Source organism: Agrococcus sp. SL85, assembly GCF_026625845.1.
GTDB lineage: Bacteria > Actinomycetota > Actinomycetes > Actinomycetales > Microbacteriaceae > Agrococcus.
Map to the genome: position 1 here is coordinate 2,224,708 of NZ_CP113066.1, position 14,956 is coordinate 2,239,663.

14 protein-coding genes and 1 pseudogene are annotated in these 14,956 nt (G+C 73.9%); all 15 read left to right on the forward strand.

Annotated elements, in window-relative coordinates; genetic code table 11:
• Nucleotides 1–57: 57 nt before the first annotated feature.
• The 15 genes and pseudogenes from aroB to metK all read left to right on the forward strand — a co-directional run bounded on the left by aroB (nt 58) and on the right by metK (nt 14,933).
• Entirely contained in the window at nt 58–1,119 is a 1,062-nt protein-coding gene (gene aroB, locus OVA14_RS11070; RefSeq protein ID WP_267503910.1) for a 3-dehydroquinate synthase, read from the forward strand.
• Between the two features lie 21 nt (nt 1,120–1,140).
• The gene (locus OVA14_RS11075) at nt 1,141–1,569 is read left to right on the forward strand and encodes a type II 3-dehydroquinate dehydratase (protein ID WP_267503911.1); all 429 of its coding nucleotides are present in this window, start codon (nt 1,141–1,143) and stop codon (nt 1,567–1,569) included.
• A gap of 53 nt (nt 1,570–1,622) precedes the next feature.
• The gene (gene efp, locus OVA14_RS11080) at nt 1,623–2,183 is read left to right on the forward strand and encodes an elongation factor P (protein ID WP_267503912.1); all 561 of its coding nucleotides are present in this window, start codon (nt 1,623–1,625) and stop codon (nt 2,181–2,183) included.
• 2 nt (nt 2,184–2,185) lie between these two features.
• On the forward strand, nt 2,186–2,605 hold the full coding sequence (gene nusB, locus OVA14_RS11085) for a transcription antitermination factor NusB (RefSeq protein ID WP_267503913.1): 420 nt from the start codon (nt 2,186–2,188) through the stop codon (nt 2,603–2,605).
• 111 nt (nt 2,606–2,716) lie between these two features.
• The gene (gene pyrR / locus OVA14_RS11090; RefSeq protein ID WP_267503914.1) at nt 2,717–3,292 is read left to right on the forward strand and encodes a bifunctional pyr operon transcriptional regulator/uracil phosphoribosyltransferase PyrR; all 576 of its coding nucleotides are present in this window, start codon (nt 2,717–2,719) and stop codon (nt 3,290–3,292) included.
• Nucleotides 3,289–4,248, forward strand: coding sequence for an aspartate carbamoyltransferase catalytic subunit (locus OVA14_RS11095; protein ID WP_267503915.1), 960 nt, complete (start codon nt 3,289–3,291; stop codon nt 4,246–4,248). The genes pyrR and OVA14_RS11095 overlap by 4 nt, the downstream gene beginning before the upstream one ends.
• On the forward strand, nt 4,245–5,552 hold the full coding sequence (locus OVA14_RS11100; RefSeq protein ID WP_267503916.1) for a dihydroorotase: 1,308 nt from the start codon (nt 4,245–4,247) through the stop codon (nt 5,550–5,552). The genes OVA14_RS11095 and OVA14_RS11100 overlap by 4 nt, the downstream gene beginning before the upstream one ends.
• Nucleotides 5,549–6,040: a hypothetical protein gene (locus OVA14_RS11105; protein WP_267503917.1), complete on the forward strand. Its 492-nt coding sequence runs from the start codon at nt 5,549–5,551 to the stop codon at nt 6,038–6,040. The genes OVA14_RS11100 and OVA14_RS11105 overlap by 4 nt, the downstream gene beginning before the upstream one ends.
• On the forward strand, nt 6,037–7,179 hold the full coding sequence (carA, locus tag OVA14_RS11110; protein ID WP_267503918.1) for a glutamine-hydrolyzing carbamoyl-phosphate synthase small subunit: 1,143 nt from the start codon (nt 6,037–6,039) through the stop codon (nt 7,177–7,179). Before OVA14_RS11105 ends, carA begins: the two co-directional genes overlap by 4 nt.
• On the forward strand, nt 7,179–10,451 hold the full coding sequence (gene carB, locus OVA14_RS11115; RefSeq protein ID WP_267503919.1) for a carbamoyl-phosphate synthase large subunit: 3,273 nt from the start codon (nt 7,179–7,181) through the stop codon (nt 10,449–10,451). The genes carA and carB overlap by 1 nt, the downstream gene beginning before the upstream one ends.
• Nucleotides 10,448–11,146 (forward strand): annotated as a pseudogene (gene pyrF, locus OVA14_RS11120) (orotidine-5'-phosphate decarboxylase); the annotation flags it as partial. The gene carB and the pseudogene pyrF, both read left to right, overlap by 4 nt.
• A 421-nt stretch (nt 11,147–11,567) precedes the next feature.
• Nucleotides 11,568–12,185 carry a guanylate kinase gene (gene gmk, locus OVA14_RS11125; protein WP_420710588.1) on the forward strand — a complete coding sequence of 206 codons (618 nt, stop codon included), beginning with the start codon at nt 11,568–11,570 and terminating at the stop codon, nt 12,183–12,185.
• Nucleotides 12,186–12,274: 89 nt separating this feature from the next.
• Nucleotides 12,275–12,535: a DNA-directed RNA polymerase subunit omega gene (rpoZ, locus tag OVA14_RS11130; RefSeq protein WP_267503920.1), complete on the forward strand. Its 261-nt coding sequence runs from the start codon at nt 12,275–12,277 to the stop codon at nt 12,533–12,535.
• The gene (gene coaBC, locus OVA14_RS11135) at nt 12,535–13,749 is read left to right on the forward strand and encodes a bifunctional phosphopantothenoylcysteine decarboxylase/phosphopantothenate--cysteine ligase CoaBC (RefSeq protein WP_267503921.1); all 1,215 of its coding nucleotides are present in this window, start codon (nt 12,535–12,537) and stop codon (nt 13,747–13,749) included. Before rpoZ ends, coaBC begins: the two co-directional genes overlap by 1 nt.
• Nucleotides 13,746–14,933: a methionine adenosyltransferase gene (gene metK / locus OVA14_RS11140; protein ID WP_267503922.1), complete on the forward strand. Its 1,188-nt coding sequence runs from the start codon at nt 13,746–13,748 to the stop codon at nt 14,931–14,933. The genes coaBC and metK overlap by 4 nt, the downstream gene beginning before the upstream one ends.
• Nucleotides 14,934–14,956 lie beyond the last annotated feature (23 nt).

Here is a 14,956-nt window from a genome sequence, read left to right on the forward strand (position 1 = left end):
CGCGACCCGGCCCGCTCCGAGCGGGCGCACCTCGACCGCCGACCGCCAGGAGGCACCATGACCACGATCCGCGTCGCGACCGACGCCCCCTACGACGTCCACGTGGGCCGCGGCATCCTCGTCGACCGCCTGCGCGAGTCGCTCGGCCCGGCCCGGAAGCTGCTCGTCGTGCACCAGCCCGCGATGAGCCGCATCGCCGACCACCTCAAGGAGGAGCTCGGCATCGAGGTGCTGCTCGCCGAGGTGCCGGACGCCGAGGCCGCGAAGCGCATCGAGGTCGCCCAGTTCCTCTGGCAGATCATGGGCCAGGCCGACTTCACCCGCACCGACGCCGTGCTCGGCCTCGGCGGCGGCGCCGTCACCGACCTCGCGGGCTTCGTCGCCGCCACGTGGCTGCGCGGCGTGCGCGTGCTGCAGGCGCCCACCTCGGTGCTCGGCATCGTCGACGCGGCCGTCGGCGGCAAGACCGGCATCAACACCGAGCAGGGCAAGAACCTCGTCGGCGCCTTCCACCACCCCTCGGTCGTCGTCGCCGACCTCGAGCTCGTCGACTCGCTGCCGCGCAACGAGCTGCTCACGGGCTTCGCCGAGGTCGTGAAGGCCGGCTTCATCGCCGCCCCGCGCATCCTCGAGCTGCTCGAGACGCGCCTCGACGCGACGACCGACCCGACGACGCCGGAGTTCGCGGAGGCGATCGCCCGCGCGATCGAGGTGAAGGCCGAGGTGGTCGCGAGCGACTTCCGCGAGCACGGCCGCCGCGAGATCCTGAACTACGGCCACACCCTCGGGCACGCGATCGAGCTGCACGAGCGCTACCGCTGGCGCCACGGCGCGGCCGTGTCGATCGGCATGGTCTACGCCGCCGAGCTCTCGCGCCTCGCGGGGCGGCTCCCCGAGGCCGCCGTCGACCGCCACCGCGCGATCCTCGGCTCGCTCGAGCTGCCGATGAGCTACCCGCTCGGCCGCTGGCAGTCGCTCCTCGCGTCGATGCGGCGCGACAAGAAGGCCCGCGGCGCGATGCTGCGGTTCATCGTGCTCGACGACGTCGCGAAGCCGCGCGTGCTCGAGGCGCCCGACGAGTCGATGCTCTTCATGGCCTACCAGTCGCTCGCCGACTGAGCCCGGCCCTAGGCTCCCAGCATGCGCATCCTCGTCCTCAACGGCCCGAACCTCGGCAGGCTCGGCTCGCGCGAGCCGGAGGTCTACGGCGCCGCGACCCTCGCCGACGTGCAGGCGCTCCTCGACGGCGTCGCGGGCATCGAGGCGGAGGTGCGCCAGACCGACGACGAGGCCGAGCTCGTCCGCTGGATCCACGGCGCCGTCGACGCCGCGACGCCCGTGATCCTCAACCCCGCCGCCTTCACGCACTACTCGTACGCGCTGCGCGACGCGTGCGCGATGCTCCGCGGCGTCGCGCCGCTCATCGAGGTGCACATCTCGAACCCGCACGCGCGCGAGGCGTTCCGGCACGTCTCGGCGATCTCCGCGGTCGCGACGGGCGTGATCGCGGGCTTCGGCATCGACGGCTATCGGATGGCCGCCGAGTCGCTCTCGCGGGCGGCCCGCTAGACTCGTCTGTCGGCCAGCGAGGCCCGCAGACCCTCCCACGGAACGGAACCCCCATGGCGACCACGAACGACATCAAGAACGGCGCGGTGCTGAACCTCGACGGACAGCTCTGGAGCGTGATCGAGTTCCAGCACGTCAAGCCCGGCAAGGGCGGCGCCTTCGTCCGCACGAAGCTGCGCAACGTCCGCAGCCTCAAGGTCGTCGACAAGACCTTCAACGCCGGCACCAAGATCGACTTCGCCACGGTCGACCGCCGCGACTACCAGTTCCTGTACAACGACGGCACCGACTTCGTCTTCATGGACAACGACACGTACGAGCAGCTGCCGATCTCGGCGGAGGTCGTGGGCGACGGCGCCAAGTACCTCCTCGAGAACGGCACCGCGACCATCTCGATGCACGAGGGCGAGGCGCTCCAGGTCGAGCTGCCCGCGTCGGTCGTGCTCGAGATCACCTACACGGAGCCGGGCCTGCAGGGCGACCGCTCGAGCGCCGGCACGAAGCCCGCGACCGTCGAGACGGGCGCCGAGATCCAGGTGCCGCTCTTCGTCGAGCAGGGCACGAGGGTCAAGGTCGACACCCGCGACGGCAGCTACCTCGGTCGCATCTCCTGACCGTGGCAGAGGAGACCTACCCCTCCCGCCGCAAGGCGCGCAAGCACGCCGTCGAGGTCCTCTACTCGGCGGAGGCGCGCGGCGACGCCCCCGAGGACATCCTGCGGGAGACGGCCGACCGGCTCGAGTGGCGCCGCCACCCGTGGTTCGCGTTCGCGCACGAGCTCGTCACGGGCGTGGCCGACAGCCGCGACGAGGTCGACGAGCTCATCGCCTCCTCGAGCGAGCACTGGAGCCTCGAGCGCATGCCGCGCACGGACCTCGCGATCCTGCGCGTCGGCGCGTGGGAGCTCGAGCACGGCACCGCGCCCTCGGGCGTCGTGATCTCGGAGGCCGTGCACCTCGCCAACGAGCTCTCGACCGATCGCTCGGGCGCGTTCATCCACGGCGTCCTCGCGCGCATCGCCGCCCAGAAGGCGTAGCGGCTCCTGCCGGAGCGCGTCGCGTGCCCCCGCACGGGTGCGCGACGCGCTAGGCTGGGAGCGATCAGACAACCTTGAAGCCCGTCCTGTGAGGCGGAGAAGGGAGTCAGCTTGACTACCGCGCGCACCGTGCTCGGCCCCGACGAGATCGCCAGGTCGCTCACCCGGATCGCCCACGAGATCCTCGAGGCGAACCACGGTCCCGACGACCTCGTCCTCCTCGGCATCCCGACCCGCGGCGGCCATCTCGCGCAGCGCCTCGCGGCGCGCCTCACCGCCATCACCGGCGAGGACTTCGGCGCGCGCGTCGGCACCCTCGATGTGACGATGCACCGCGACGACTTGCGCGGCCGGCCCACCCGCGCCTCCGCGCCCACGCGCATCCCCGCCGGCGGCGTCGACGACCGGGTCGTGGTGCTCGTCGACGACGTGCTCTACTCGGGCCGCACGATCCGCGCCGCCTTCGACGCGCTCGCCGACCTCGGCCGCGCCCGCGTCGTGCGGCTCGCGGTGCTCGTCGACCGCGGCCACCGCGAGCTGCCGATCCGCGCCGACTTCGTCGGCAGGAACCTGCCGAGCGCGCGCAGCGAGCACGTGCGCGTGCTGCTCGAGGAGGCCGACGGCGAGGACGCCGTCACGATCGACGGCGCCGTCGCCGCCGCGAGCGAGCGGGAGGCCCGCGCATGAGGCACCTGCTCACGGCGGCGATGCCGCGCGACGAGGCGATCGCGATCCTCGACCTCGCCGAGGACATGCACCAGATCCAGGACCGCGAGGTGAAGAAGCTGCCGGCGCTCCGCGGCCGCACCGTCGTGAACCTGTTCTTCGAGGACTCCACGCGCACCCGCTCCTCGTTCGAGATCGCCGGCAAGTGGCTCTCGGCCGACGTCATCAACGTCTCGGGCAAGGGATCGAGCGCCTCGAAGGGCGAGTCGCTGCGCGACACGGGCCTCACCGTCGCCGCGATGGGCGTCGACGGCGTCGTCGTCCGCTCGGGCGCCTCGGGCGCGCCCGCGCTGCTCGCGGAGTGGATCGGGCGCCCCGTCGTCAACGCGGGCGACGGCACCCACGAGCACCCCACGCAGGCCCTCCTCGACGCCTTCGCGCTGCGCCGCCGCATCCACGGCGAGGCAGCGCGCGGCAAGGACCTCGACGGCGTGCGCGTCGCGATCGTCGGCGACATCGCCCACTCGCGCGTGGCCCGCTCCAACGCGCTCCTGCTGCCCGCGCTCGGCGCAGAGGTCACGCTCGTCGGGCCGGCCGCGTTCCTGCCGCCGGGCAGCGGCGCCACGCGCCTCGGCGTCCGCGCCGAGACCGACCTCGACGCCGTGCTCGCCGAGCAGCCCGACGCGCTCATGCTGCTGCGCGTGCAGCTCGAGCGGCAGACGGGCGCGGTCGTGCCGAGCGCCGCCGAGTACATCACCGGCTGGTCGCTCACCGACGAGCGGCTGGCGCGGCTGCAGGGCGCCCGCATCATGCACCCCGGGCCCATGAACCGCGGGCTCGAGATCTCGAGCCGCGCGGCCGACGGCGACGCCTCGACCGTGCTCGAGCAGGTCACCGCGGGCGTCTCGGTGCGCATGGCCGTGCTCTACTCCCTGCTCGCATCCGACCACCCCTCGACCGACGGAGGCCCCCGATGACCACGCTGCTCACCGGTGCCCGCGTGCTCGGCGGCGAGGTGCGCGACCTCGCGATCGAGGGCGGCGCCCTCGTCGACCCCGCCTCGATCGACCGCGACGCGGCGACGGTGATCGACGCCGCCGGCCTCGTCGCGCTCCCCGGGCTCGTCGACCTGCACACGCACCTCCGCCAGCCCGGCGGCGAGCAGGCCGAGACGGTCGCCTCCGGCCTCCGCGCCGCGGCCGCGGGCGGCTTCACGTGCGTGTTCGCGATGGCGAACACGACCCCCGTCGCCGACACGCCCGCGGTCGTCGAGCAGGTGCACCGGCTCGGCCTCGAGTCCGGGCTCGCGACCGTGCGGCCCATCGGCGCCGTGACGGTGGGGCTCGCGGGGGAGCGGCTCGCCGACATGCTCATGCTCCACCGCAGCGCCGCGCGCGTCACGGTCTTCTCGGACGACGGTCGGTGCGTCTCCGACGCGGAGCTCATGCGCCGCGCGCTCGAGCACGCGGCGTCGATGGACGCGGTCGTCGCGCAGCACGCGCAGGAGCCCACGATGACCCGCGGCGCCGTCATGCACGAGGGCGCGCTCTCGGCCGAGCTCGGCCTCGCCGGCTGGCCGTCGATCGCGGAGGCCACGATCGTCGCGCGCGACGCGATGCTCGCCGAGGCGACCGGCGCGCGCCTGCACGTCTGCCACGTCTCCACCGCCGAGACCGTCGAGGTCGTCCGCGCGGCGAAGGCGCGCGGCGTCCGCGTCACCGCCGAGGTCACGCCGCACCACCTGCTGCTCACGGAGGAGCTCGTGCGCTCCTACGACGCGCGCTTCAAGGTCAACCCGCCGCTGCGGCCCGAGGCCGATGTGCTCGCGCTCCGAGAGGCGCTCGCCGACGGCACGATCGACGTCGTCGCCACCGACCACGCGCCGCACGCCCCCGAGGCGAAGCAGGCGGCGTTCGCGGAGGCCGCGTTCGGCATGGTCGGGCTCGAGACCGCGCTCGGCGTCGTCCAGCAGGCGATGGTCGAGACGGGCCTGCTCGACTGGGCCGGCGTCGCGCGCGTGCTCTCGAGCGCACCCGCCGCGATCGGCCGCGAGCCCGGCTACGACGCCCCGCTCGAGGTGGGCAGCCCTGCCCACGTCGTGCTCGTCGACCCCGCGGCGCGCCGCACGATCGAGATCGGGCACCTGCGCGGCCGCTCCGCGAACTCCCCGTTCCTCGGCATCGAGCTGCCGGGCGAGGTGCGCCACGTGTGGCACGGCGGCGCCCGCACCGTCCGCGACGGCCAGGTGCTGCCCGTCCCCGAGCCCGAGGCGGTCGCATGAGCAAGGAGGCCTTCGCGCTGCTGTGCGCCGCCTTCGTCGCCGTGCTCGCGATCGGCGCCGCGCTCGGCATCTGGAGCCGCCGCCGCCGCCAGCGCGACATCGCCGCGCCGCTCGGCTGGGCCGAGGTCGTGCCCACCCTCGTGGTCCCTGCGCTCTACGTCGCCACGACCCGCGCCGGCGACCCCTACGACCGCGTCTTCGCCCACGGCCTCGGGTTCCGCGGCCGCACGGACGTGGCGATCGACCCCGAGGGGGTGCAGCTCGTCGCCGACCGTCGCGAGGTGCGCATCCCCGCCACGCGAATCCGCTCCGTGGAGCGCGCCACCTGGACCATCGACCGCGTCGTCGAGAACGGCGGGATCCTCGTGATCGCGCACGACCTCGACGCGCCCGTCGACACCTACCTCCGCATCATCGGCGACGACACCGCCGCGCTCGAGGCCCTGCAGGCCATCGCGCGCGCACCCCAGGAAGGAGCCACCCCATGACCGTGACCACCGAGCCCGCGGCGCTCGTGCTCGAGGACGGCTCGATCCATCGAGGCACCGCGTACGGCGCCCGAGGCGCCGCCCTCGGCGAGGCCGTCTTCGCCACCGGCATGACCGGGTACCAGGAGACGCTCACCGACCCCTCCTACGCCGGGCAGATCGTCGTCCAGACCGCCCCGCACATCGGCAACACGGGCGTCAACGCCGAGGACGCCGAGTCGCGCCGCATCTGGCCCGCAGGCTACGCGGTGCGCGCCGCCAGCCGCCGCCCGTCCAACTGGCGCTCCGAGGAGCCGCTCGACGCGCAGCTCGAGCGCGACGGCATCGTCGGCATCGCAGGCATCGACACGCGCGCCGTCACCCGGCGCCTGCGGGACGCCGGCTCGATGCGCGCCGGCGTGTTCTCGGGCCAGGCCCTCACGACCGACGAGCAGATGGTCGCCGCCGTGCGCGAGAGCCTGCCGATGGCGGGCCGCAGCCTCTCGGAGGTCGTCTCCACGCAGGAGCCGTACACGATGCCCGCCGTCGGAGGCAGCCTCGGCACCCTCGCGGTGCTCGACCTCGGCGTGAAGGCCTCGACGCTCCGCTTTCTCGCCGAGCAGGGCTTCGACCTCGTCGTGCTGCCGCAGGGCTCGACGCTCGAGCAGGTGCTCGCGCACGAGCCCGTCGCCGCCTTCTACTCGAACGGCCCCGGCGACCCCGCCGCCTCCGACGCGCAGGTCGAGCTCCTCCGGGGGCTGCTGCGCGCCGGCCTGCCGTTCTTCGGCATCTGCTTCGGCAACCAGCTGCTCGGCCGCGCCATGGGCCTCGGCACCTACAAGCTGCCCTTCGGCCACCGCGGCATCAACCAGCCGGTGCTCGACGTCGCCACCGGGCGCGTCGAGATCACGAGCCAGAACCACGGCTTCGCGGTCGAGGCGCCCATCGGCGAGACGATCGACAGCCCGGCCGGCCTCGGCCGCGTCGAGGTCAGCCACTACTCGCTCAACGACCGCGTCGTCGAGGGCCTCCGCGCGCTCGACGTGCCCGCGTTCAGCGTCCAGTACCACCCCGAGTCGGCGGCCGGCCCGAACGACGCCCGTCACCTGTTCGCACGGTTCCGCGACCTCGTCGTCGCGACGAAGGAGGCCCAGGCCTGATGCCCAAGCGCGACGACATCCGCTCCGTCCTCGTCATCGGCTCCGGGCCGATCGTCATCGGCCAGGCCGCCGAGTTCGACTACTCCGGCACCCAGGCGTGCCGCGTGCTCCGCGAGGAGGGCGTGCGCGTCATCCTCGTGAACTCCAATCCGGCGACGATCATGACCGACCCGGACTTCGCCGACGCCACCTACATCGAGCCCATCACCCCCGAAGTGATCGAGTCGATCATCGTCAAGGAGCGTCCCGACGCGATCCTGCCGACGCTCGGCGGCCAGACGGCGCTCAACGCCGCCATCCAGCTGCATGAGCGGGGCATCCTCGAGCGCCACGGCGTCGAGCTCATCGGCGCGAAGGTCGACGCGATCCAGCGCGGCGAGGACCGCCAGCTGTTCAAGCAGCTCGTGCTCGAGTCGGGCGCCGACGTCGCCTCCTCGGTCATCGCGAGGACGGTCGACGACGCGCTCGCGTTCGCGGGGGAGTACGGCTACCCGGTCGTCGTCCGCCCCTCGTTCACGATGGGCGGCCTGGGCTCGGGCTTCGCGCACGACGAGGCGGAGCTGCGCCGCTTCGTCGGCGACGGCCTCCACGCCTCGACGATCGGCGAGGTGCTGCTCGAGGAGTCGATCCTCGGCTGGAAGGAGTACGAGCTCGAGCTCATGCGCGACACGGCCGACAACACGGTCGTCGTCTGCTCGATCGAGAACGTCGACCCGGTCGGCGTGCACACGGGCGACTCGATCACGGTCGCGCCCGCGCTCACGCTCACCGACCGCGAGTACCAGCGCCTGCGCGACATCGGCATCGACATCATCCGCCGCGTCGGCGTCGACACCGGCGGCTGCAACATCCAGTTCGCCGTCGACCCCGCGACGGGTCGCATCATCGTCATCGAGATGAACCCGCGCGTCTCGCGGTCCTCGGCGCTCGCGTCGAAGGCCACGGGCTTCCCGATCGCGAAGATCGCGGCGAAGCTCGCGCTCGGCTACCGACTCGACGAGATCCCCAACGACATCACGAAGGTGACGCCTGCCTCGTTCGAGCCGACGCTCGACTACGTCGTCGTGAAGGTGCCGCGCTTCAACTTCGAGAAGTTCCCGGCGGCCGACGCCACGCTCACGACCACCATGAAGTCGGTCGGCGAGGCGATGGCGATGGGGCGCACGTACACGCAGGCGCTGCAGAAGGCGCTCCGCTCGCTCGAGCGGCGCGGCTCGTCGTTCCACTGGGAGGGCGAGCCCGGCGACGCCGCGGCGCTCCTCGAGGCCGCGCGCACGCCCACCGACGGCCGCATCGTGACCCTGCAGCAGGCGCTCCGCGCCGGCGCGACGATCGAGCAGGCCTTCGAGGCGACCGGCATCGACCCGTGGTTCCTCGACCAGATGCTGCTCATCGAGGAGACGGCGGCCGAGATCCGCGCGGGCGGCCTCGACGAGGCCACGCTGCGGCTCGCGAAGGAGCACGGCTTCTCGGACGCGCAGATCGCGCAGCTGCAGGGCACGACCGAGCAGGCCGTGCGCGAGGCGCGCTGGGCGATGGGCCTGCGCCCCGTCTACAAGACGGTCGACACGTGCGCGGGCGAGTTCCCCGCCGAGACGCCGTACTACTACTCGAGCTACGACCTCGAGACCGAGGTGGCGCCGAGCGACCGCCGCAAGGTGATCATCCTGGGCTCGGGCCCCAACCGCATCGGCCAGGGCATCGAGTTCGACTACTCGTGCGTGCACGCCTCGTTCGCGCTCGCCGACGCGGGCCTCGAGACGATCATGATCAACTGCAACCCGGAGACGGTCTCGACCGACTACGACACGAGCGACCGGCTCTACTTCGAGCCGCTCACGCTCGAGGACGTGCTGGAGGTCGTGCACGCGGAGTCGGGCTCGGGCGAGCTCGTCGGCGTCGTCGTGCAGCTCGGCGGGCAGACGCCGCTCGGCCTCGCGCGCGGGCTCGAGGCCGCCGGCGTGCCGATCCTCGGCACGAGCCCCGACGCGATCGACGCGGCCGAGGAGCGCGGCCTGTTCCAGCGCATCCTCGACGAGGCGGGCCTCGTCGCGCCCCGCAACGGGACCGCGACGAGCGAGGACGAGGCGATCGCGATCGCCGAGCGCATCGGCTACCCCGTGCTCGTCCGGCCCTCGTTCGTGCTCGGCGGCCGCGGCATGGAGATCATCTACGACACCCCGAGCCTCCACGGCTACTTCGACCGGATCGCGGCGCACGGCATCATCGCGCCCGACCGCCCGCTGCTCGTCGACCACTTCCTCGACGACGCCGTGGAGGTCGACGTCGACGCGATCTACGACGGCCACGAGCTCTTCGTGGGCGGCATCCTCGAGCACATCGAGGAGGCTGGCATCCACTCGGGCGACTCGTCCTGCTCGCTGCCGGCCATGGGGCTCGGCCGCTCGCAGCTGCTCGAGATCCGCGACGCGACGCAGCGCATCGCCGAGGGCCTCGACGTCCGCGGCCCGATCAACGTGCAGTTCGCGTACGGCGCCGGCGTGCTCCACGTCATCGAGGCGAACCCGCGCGCGAGCCGCACGGTGCCCTTCGTCGCGAAGGCGCTCGGCACGCCCATCGCGAAGGCGAACGCGCGCGTGCTCGCGGGCTCGACCATCGCGGAGCTGCGCGCGGAGGGCCTGCTGCCCGAGCGCGACGGCACGATCCTCCCGATCGACGCGCCCGTCGCGGTCAAGGAGGCCGTGCTGCCGTTCCGCCGCTTCCGGACCGCGGACGGCCGGATGGTCGACAGCCTGCTGGGTCCCGAGATGCGCTCGACCGGCGAGGTCATGGGGATCGACCGCGACTTCCCGACCGCGTTCGCGAAGTCGCAGGCCGCTGCCTACGGCGGCCTGCCGCTCACGGGCACGGTGTTCGTCTCGCTGTCCGACCGCGACAAGCGCCAGGCCGTGCTGCCGGTGCACCGCCTCCACCAGCTCGGCTTCCGCATCGTCGCCACCGAGGGCACCGCCGAGGTGCTCGCGCGCAACGGCATCCGCGTCGAGACCGTGCGCAAGCACTCGGACGCGGGCGTCGAGCCCTCGATCGTCGACCTCATCGACGCGGGCGAGATCGACATCATCATCAACACGCCCACGGGCGGCACCGCGCGCGCCGACGGCTACGAGATCCGCGCCTCCGCCGTGGCCGCCGACAAGGCGCTGTTCACGACGGTGTCGCAGCTCGGCGCGGCCGTGCCGGCGATCGAGGCCGCGCGCGAGGCCTTCGCGGTGACGAGCCTGCAGGAGTACCACGCGAGGCGGAGCGCATGACGCTCCTCGAGCGGCTGCGGGGCGCGGTCGATGCCCACGGCGCCCTGTGCGCCGGCATCGACCCGCACCCCGCGCTGCTCGACGCGTGGGGCCTCGGCCGCGATGCCGACGGCGCCGAGCGGCTCGGCCGCGCGGTCGTGGCCGCTGCGGCAGGTCGCGTGGGCGTCGTCAAGCCGCAGGTGGCGCTCTTCGAGGCGTTCGGGGCCGCGGGCCTCGGCGCCCTCGAGCGGGTGCTCGCCGACGCGCGCGATGCGGGCCTCGTCGTCATCGCCGACGCCAAGCGCGGCGACATCGGCTCCACGAACGCCGGCTACGCGGGCGCCTGGCTCACGCCCGGCTCGCCGCTCGAGGCCGACGCGCTCACCGTGAGCCCCTACCTCGGCGTCGGCTCGCTCGAGGGCATGCTCGAGGCGGCCGAGCGAGCCGGCAAGGCGCTCGTCGTGCTCGCCGCCACGTCGAACCCCGAGGCCGCTGCGCTGCAGCAGGCTCGGCTCGCCGACGGCCGCACGGTCGCGCAGGGCGTGGCCGAGGCGGTCGCCGCGCGGAACGCCCAGACGGGCGCCGGCCACGGCATCGTCGTCGGCGCGACCGTCGACCGCGCGGCCTTCGGGATCGTCCCCGATCCGGCCACGCCGATCCTCGCGCCCGGCTTCGGCGCGCAGGGCGCCCGCCTCGGCGACCTCCGCTCGCTGTTCCCGGCCGACGCCCTCGTGCTCGCCTCGGCCAGCCGCAGCCTGCTCGCGGGCGGCGAGGCGGGCCTCGCCGACGCGATCGCCGCCGCCCGGGAGGAGCCTGGCCGCATGAGCGACGCCCCCGTACCGCCCGATCCCGCGGCCGCCGGCCGCGCGGCCGTCGAGGCGCGCCGCGCCCGCGCAGCCGTGAAGGCGGCGCTGCGCTCGGGCGTGCGCGGCCCGCGCGAGGTCGCCGAGCGCGCGTGGCACGACCCGGCGAGCCTCGGAGGCGCGCCTGCGCTTCGCCGAGTACGCCGGGAGCCTCCGCGGCTTCGGGCCGCGACGGGTCGAGCGTCTCATGACGGGCCTCGGGATCGCGCAGGGGAAGCGCCTCGGCGGGCTCGGCGGTTTGCAGCGCGAGCGCGTCCGCGGTTGGCTGGACGTCGTGGACCCCTCTCGTCGCCCCCGTCTCATCGTGCTCGCCGGCCCCACCGCGGTCGGCAAGGGCACCGTCGCGCAGTACGTGCGCGACCACTTCCCGCAGATCCGGCACTCGGTGAGCGCCACGACGCGCGCCGCGCGGCCCGGCGAGGTCGACGGCGTGCACTACGCCTTCGTCTCGGACGCCGACTTCGACCGCATGGTCGACGAGGGGGAGTTCCTCGAGCACGCGACGGTCCACAACCGCTCGCGCTACGGCACGCCGCGCGCGAGCGTGCAGGCCGCGCTCGACGAGGGCAGCTCGGTGCTGCTCGAGATCGACCTCCAGGGCGCGCGCCAGGTGCGCGCGTCGTTCCCCGACGCCGTGCTGCTCTTCCTCGCCCCGCCGTCGTGGGACGAGCTCGTGCGCAGGCTCGTGGGCCGCGGCACGGAGGACGAGGAGGAGCGCGCCCGCCGCCTGCGGACCGCCGAGGTCGAGCTCGCGAGCCAGGAGGAGTTCGACGCGACGATCGTGAACGCGGACGTCGCGGAGGCCGCGCGCGAGGTCGTCGAGCGCATCCTCGAGGCCGAGTCGGCCGACGAGCCGGCGGCCGCGGGCACGCCGGGCGGCGTCGCGCGCTAGACTGGGTCGCTGCGCCCTCGGGCGCTCGATCTTCGCGGGCCCGCGGCCCGCGCATCCACCCGACGCTCATCCAGCCGCAGGAGGCACGCATGGCCACGCAGGGCATCATCAACCCGCCGATCGACGAGCTGCTCGACAAGGTCGACTCGAAGTACCAGCTGGTCATCTTCGCCTCGAAGCGCGCGCGGCAGATCAACGACTACTACACCGACATCCACGAGGGGTCGATGTTCGACAACGTGGGCCCGCTCGTCGACGCGACGATCGAGGACAAGCCGCTCTCGGTCGCGCTGCACGAGATCCACCGCGACAAGCTCGTGCTCACCAAGGACGAGGCAGCAGAGGCCTGATGCGCGTCGTCGTCGGGATCTCCGGCGGCATCGCGGCGTACAAGGCTGCGCTCGCGATCCGCGAGCTCGTCCAGGCGGGGCACGACGTGCACGTCGTGCCCACGGCCTCCGCGCTGCGCTTCGTCGGCCGCCCGACGCTCGAGGCCCTGAGTCGCAACCCCGTCACCGACGAGGTCTTCGACGACGTCGCCGCCGTGCGGCACGTCGCCCTCGGCCAGTCGGCCGACCTCATCGTCGTGCTCCCGGCGACGGCCAACACGCTCGCGAAGCTCGCGACGGGCCTCGCCGACGACCTGCTCGGCACCACGGTGCTCGCCTCGCGCGCGCCGCTCGTCCTCGCCCCGGCGATGCACACCGAGATGTGGGAGCAGCCCGCGGTGCAGGCGAACGTCCGCACCCTCGCGGAGCGGGGCGCGACGATCGTCGGGCCCGTGGCGGGCGCGCTCACGGGCGGCGACGCGGGGCTCGGCCGCATGGCGGAGCCCTCGGAGGTCGTCGCCGCCGCCCTCGCGGTCGCGGGCCGCGCCTCCGGCCCGCTCGCGGGCCGCACGCTCGTGGTCGCCGCCGGCGGCACGCGCGAGCCGATCGATCCCGTGCGCTTCCTCGGCAACCGCTCCTCCGGCGCCATGGGCGTCGCGATCGCGGCGGCCGCGCGCGACGCGGGCGCCGAGGTGACGCTCGTGGGCGCCAACCTGCAGAGGCCCGCGCCCTCCGGCGTCGCGCTCGTCGAGGTCGAGACGACCGAGCAGCTGCGCGCCGCGATGCACGAGCGCGCGGCGGCCGACGTGCTCGTCATGGCCGCGGCCGTCGCCGACTACCGCGTCGACGAGGTCGCCGACGCGAAGCGCTCGAAGGCCTCGTGGGGCGAGCGCCCCACGATCGCCCTCGTGCAGAACCCCGACGTCCTCGCCGAGCTCGCCGCCGCGCCGCGGTCCTCGCTCGTCGTGGGCTTCGCCGCCGAGACGGAGCAGGACGACGACGCCCTGCTCGCGCGCGGCACCGCGAAGCTCGCCCGCAAGGGCGCCGACCTGCTCGTCGTCAACCGCGTCGGGCACGACGAGGGCTTCGGCGACGTCGACACCCGCGTGCGCGTGCTCGACGCCTCGGGCGTCGTCGCCGACGCGGCGGGATCGAAGGCGTCGGTGGCCCGTGCCATCGTCGAGACCATCGCGCGGCGGACCGCCGCGCGCAGCACGAGCGAGGGGGACGCGTGAGCCTGCGCCTGTTCACGTCGGAGTCGGTGACCGAGGGCCACCCGGACAAGATCTCCGACCAGATCTCCGACGCCGTGCTCGACGCGATGCTCGAGCAGGACAGCGAGGCGCGCGTCGCGGTCGAGACGCTCGTCACGACGGGCCTCGTGCACGTCGCGGGCGAGGTCCGCACCTCGGGCTACGTCGACATCGCGGGCCTCGCGCGCCGCGTCATCCTCGACATCGGCTACGACTCGAGCGAGGTCTCGTTCGACGGCAACTCCTGCGGCGTCACCGTCTCGATCGGCGAGCAGTCGCCCGAGATCGCGACGGGCGTCGACACCGCGGTCGAGGCGCGCGGCGGCTCGGTCGACCCGCTCGACCTCATCGGCGCCGGCGACCAGGGCATCATGTTCGGCTTCGCCACCGACGAGACCCCGACCTTCATGCCCGCGACCGCCTGGGCCGCGCACCGGCTCGCCGAGCGGCTCGCCGCCGTGCGCCGCTCGGGCGAGATCCCGTGGCTGCGCCCCGACGGCAAGACGCAGGTGACGATCGGCTACGACGGCTTCACGCCCGTCTCGGTCGACGCCGTGCTCGTCTCCACGCAGCACGCGCCGGGCGTCACGAACGACGAGATCCGCGACGCCGTCGCGGCGCACGTCATCGAGCCCGTCGTCGCCGAGCTCGGCCTCGACGCGAGCGGGATGCGCACGATCGTGAACCCCTCCGGCTCCTTCCTCACGGGCGGCCCGAAGGGCGACGCGGGCCTCACGGGCCGCAAGATCATCGTCGACACCTACGGCGGCGCCGCCCGCCACGGCGGTGGCGCGTTCAGCGGCAAGGACCCCTCGAAGGTCGACCGCTCGGCCGCCTACGCGCTGCGCTGGGTCGCGAAGAACGCCGTCGCCGCAGGACTCGCGAAGCGCCTCGAGGTGCAGGCGGCCTACGCGATCGGCATGGCGCAGCCCGTGGGCCTCTACGTCGAGACCTTCGGCACCGGCACGGTCTCGGACGACGTCATCCGCGGAGCCATCCAGGAGGTCTTCGACCTGCGCCCCGGCGCGATCGTGCGCGACCTCGACCTCCGCACGCCGAAGTATCGCCAGACCGCCGCGTACGGCCACTTCGGCCGCGAGCTGCCCGGCTTCACGTGGGAGCGCCTCGACCGCGTCGACGCGCTCCGCGCCGCCGCGGGCCGCTGACCGGAGCGTCGCGCGTGCCGGCG

What these genes read in the sequence shown, in the direction of transcription:
- carB (WP_267503919.1), top strand. Translation starts at nt 7,179, where the DNA reads ATGCCCAAGCGCGACGACATCCGCTCCGTCCTCGTCATCGGCTCCGGG.
- efp (WP_267503912.1), top strand. Translation starts at nt 1,623, where the DNA reads ATGGCGACCACGAACGACATCAAGAACGGCGCGGTGCTGAACCTCGAC.
- aroB (WP_267503910.1), top strand. Translation starts at nt 58, where the DNA reads ATGACCACGATCCGCGTCGCGACCGACGCCCCCTACGACGTCCACGTG.
- OVA14_RS11095 (WP_267503915.1), top strand. Translation starts at nt 3,289, where the DNA reads ATGAGGCACCTGCTCACGGCGGCGATGCCGCGCGACGAGGCGATCGCG.
- coaBC (WP_267503921.1), top strand. Translation starts at nt 12,535, where the DNA reads ATGCGCGTCGTCGTCGGGATCTCCGGCGGCATCGCGGCGTACAAGGCT.
- OVA14_RS11100 (WP_267503916.1), top strand. Translation starts at nt 4,245, where the DNA reads ATGACCACGCTGCTCACCGGTGCCCGCGTGCTCGGCGGCGAGGTGCGC.
- carA (WP_267503918.1), top strand. Translation starts at nt 6,037, where the DNA reads ATGACCGTGACCACCGAGCCCGCGGCGCTCGTGCTCGAGGACGGCTCG.
- OVA14_RS11075 (WP_267503911.1), top strand. Translation starts at nt 1,141, where the DNA reads ATGCGCATCCTCGTCCTCAACGGCCCGAACCTCGGCAGGCTCGGCTCG.
- OVA14_RS11105 (WP_267503917.1), top strand. Translation starts at nt 5,549, where the DNA reads ATGAGCAAGGAGGCCTTCGCGCTGCTGTGCGCCGCCTTCGTCGCCGTG.
- rpoZ (WP_267503920.1), top strand. Translation starts at nt 12,275, where the DNA reads ATGGCCACGCAGGGCATCATCAACCCGCCGATCGACGAGCTGCTCGAC.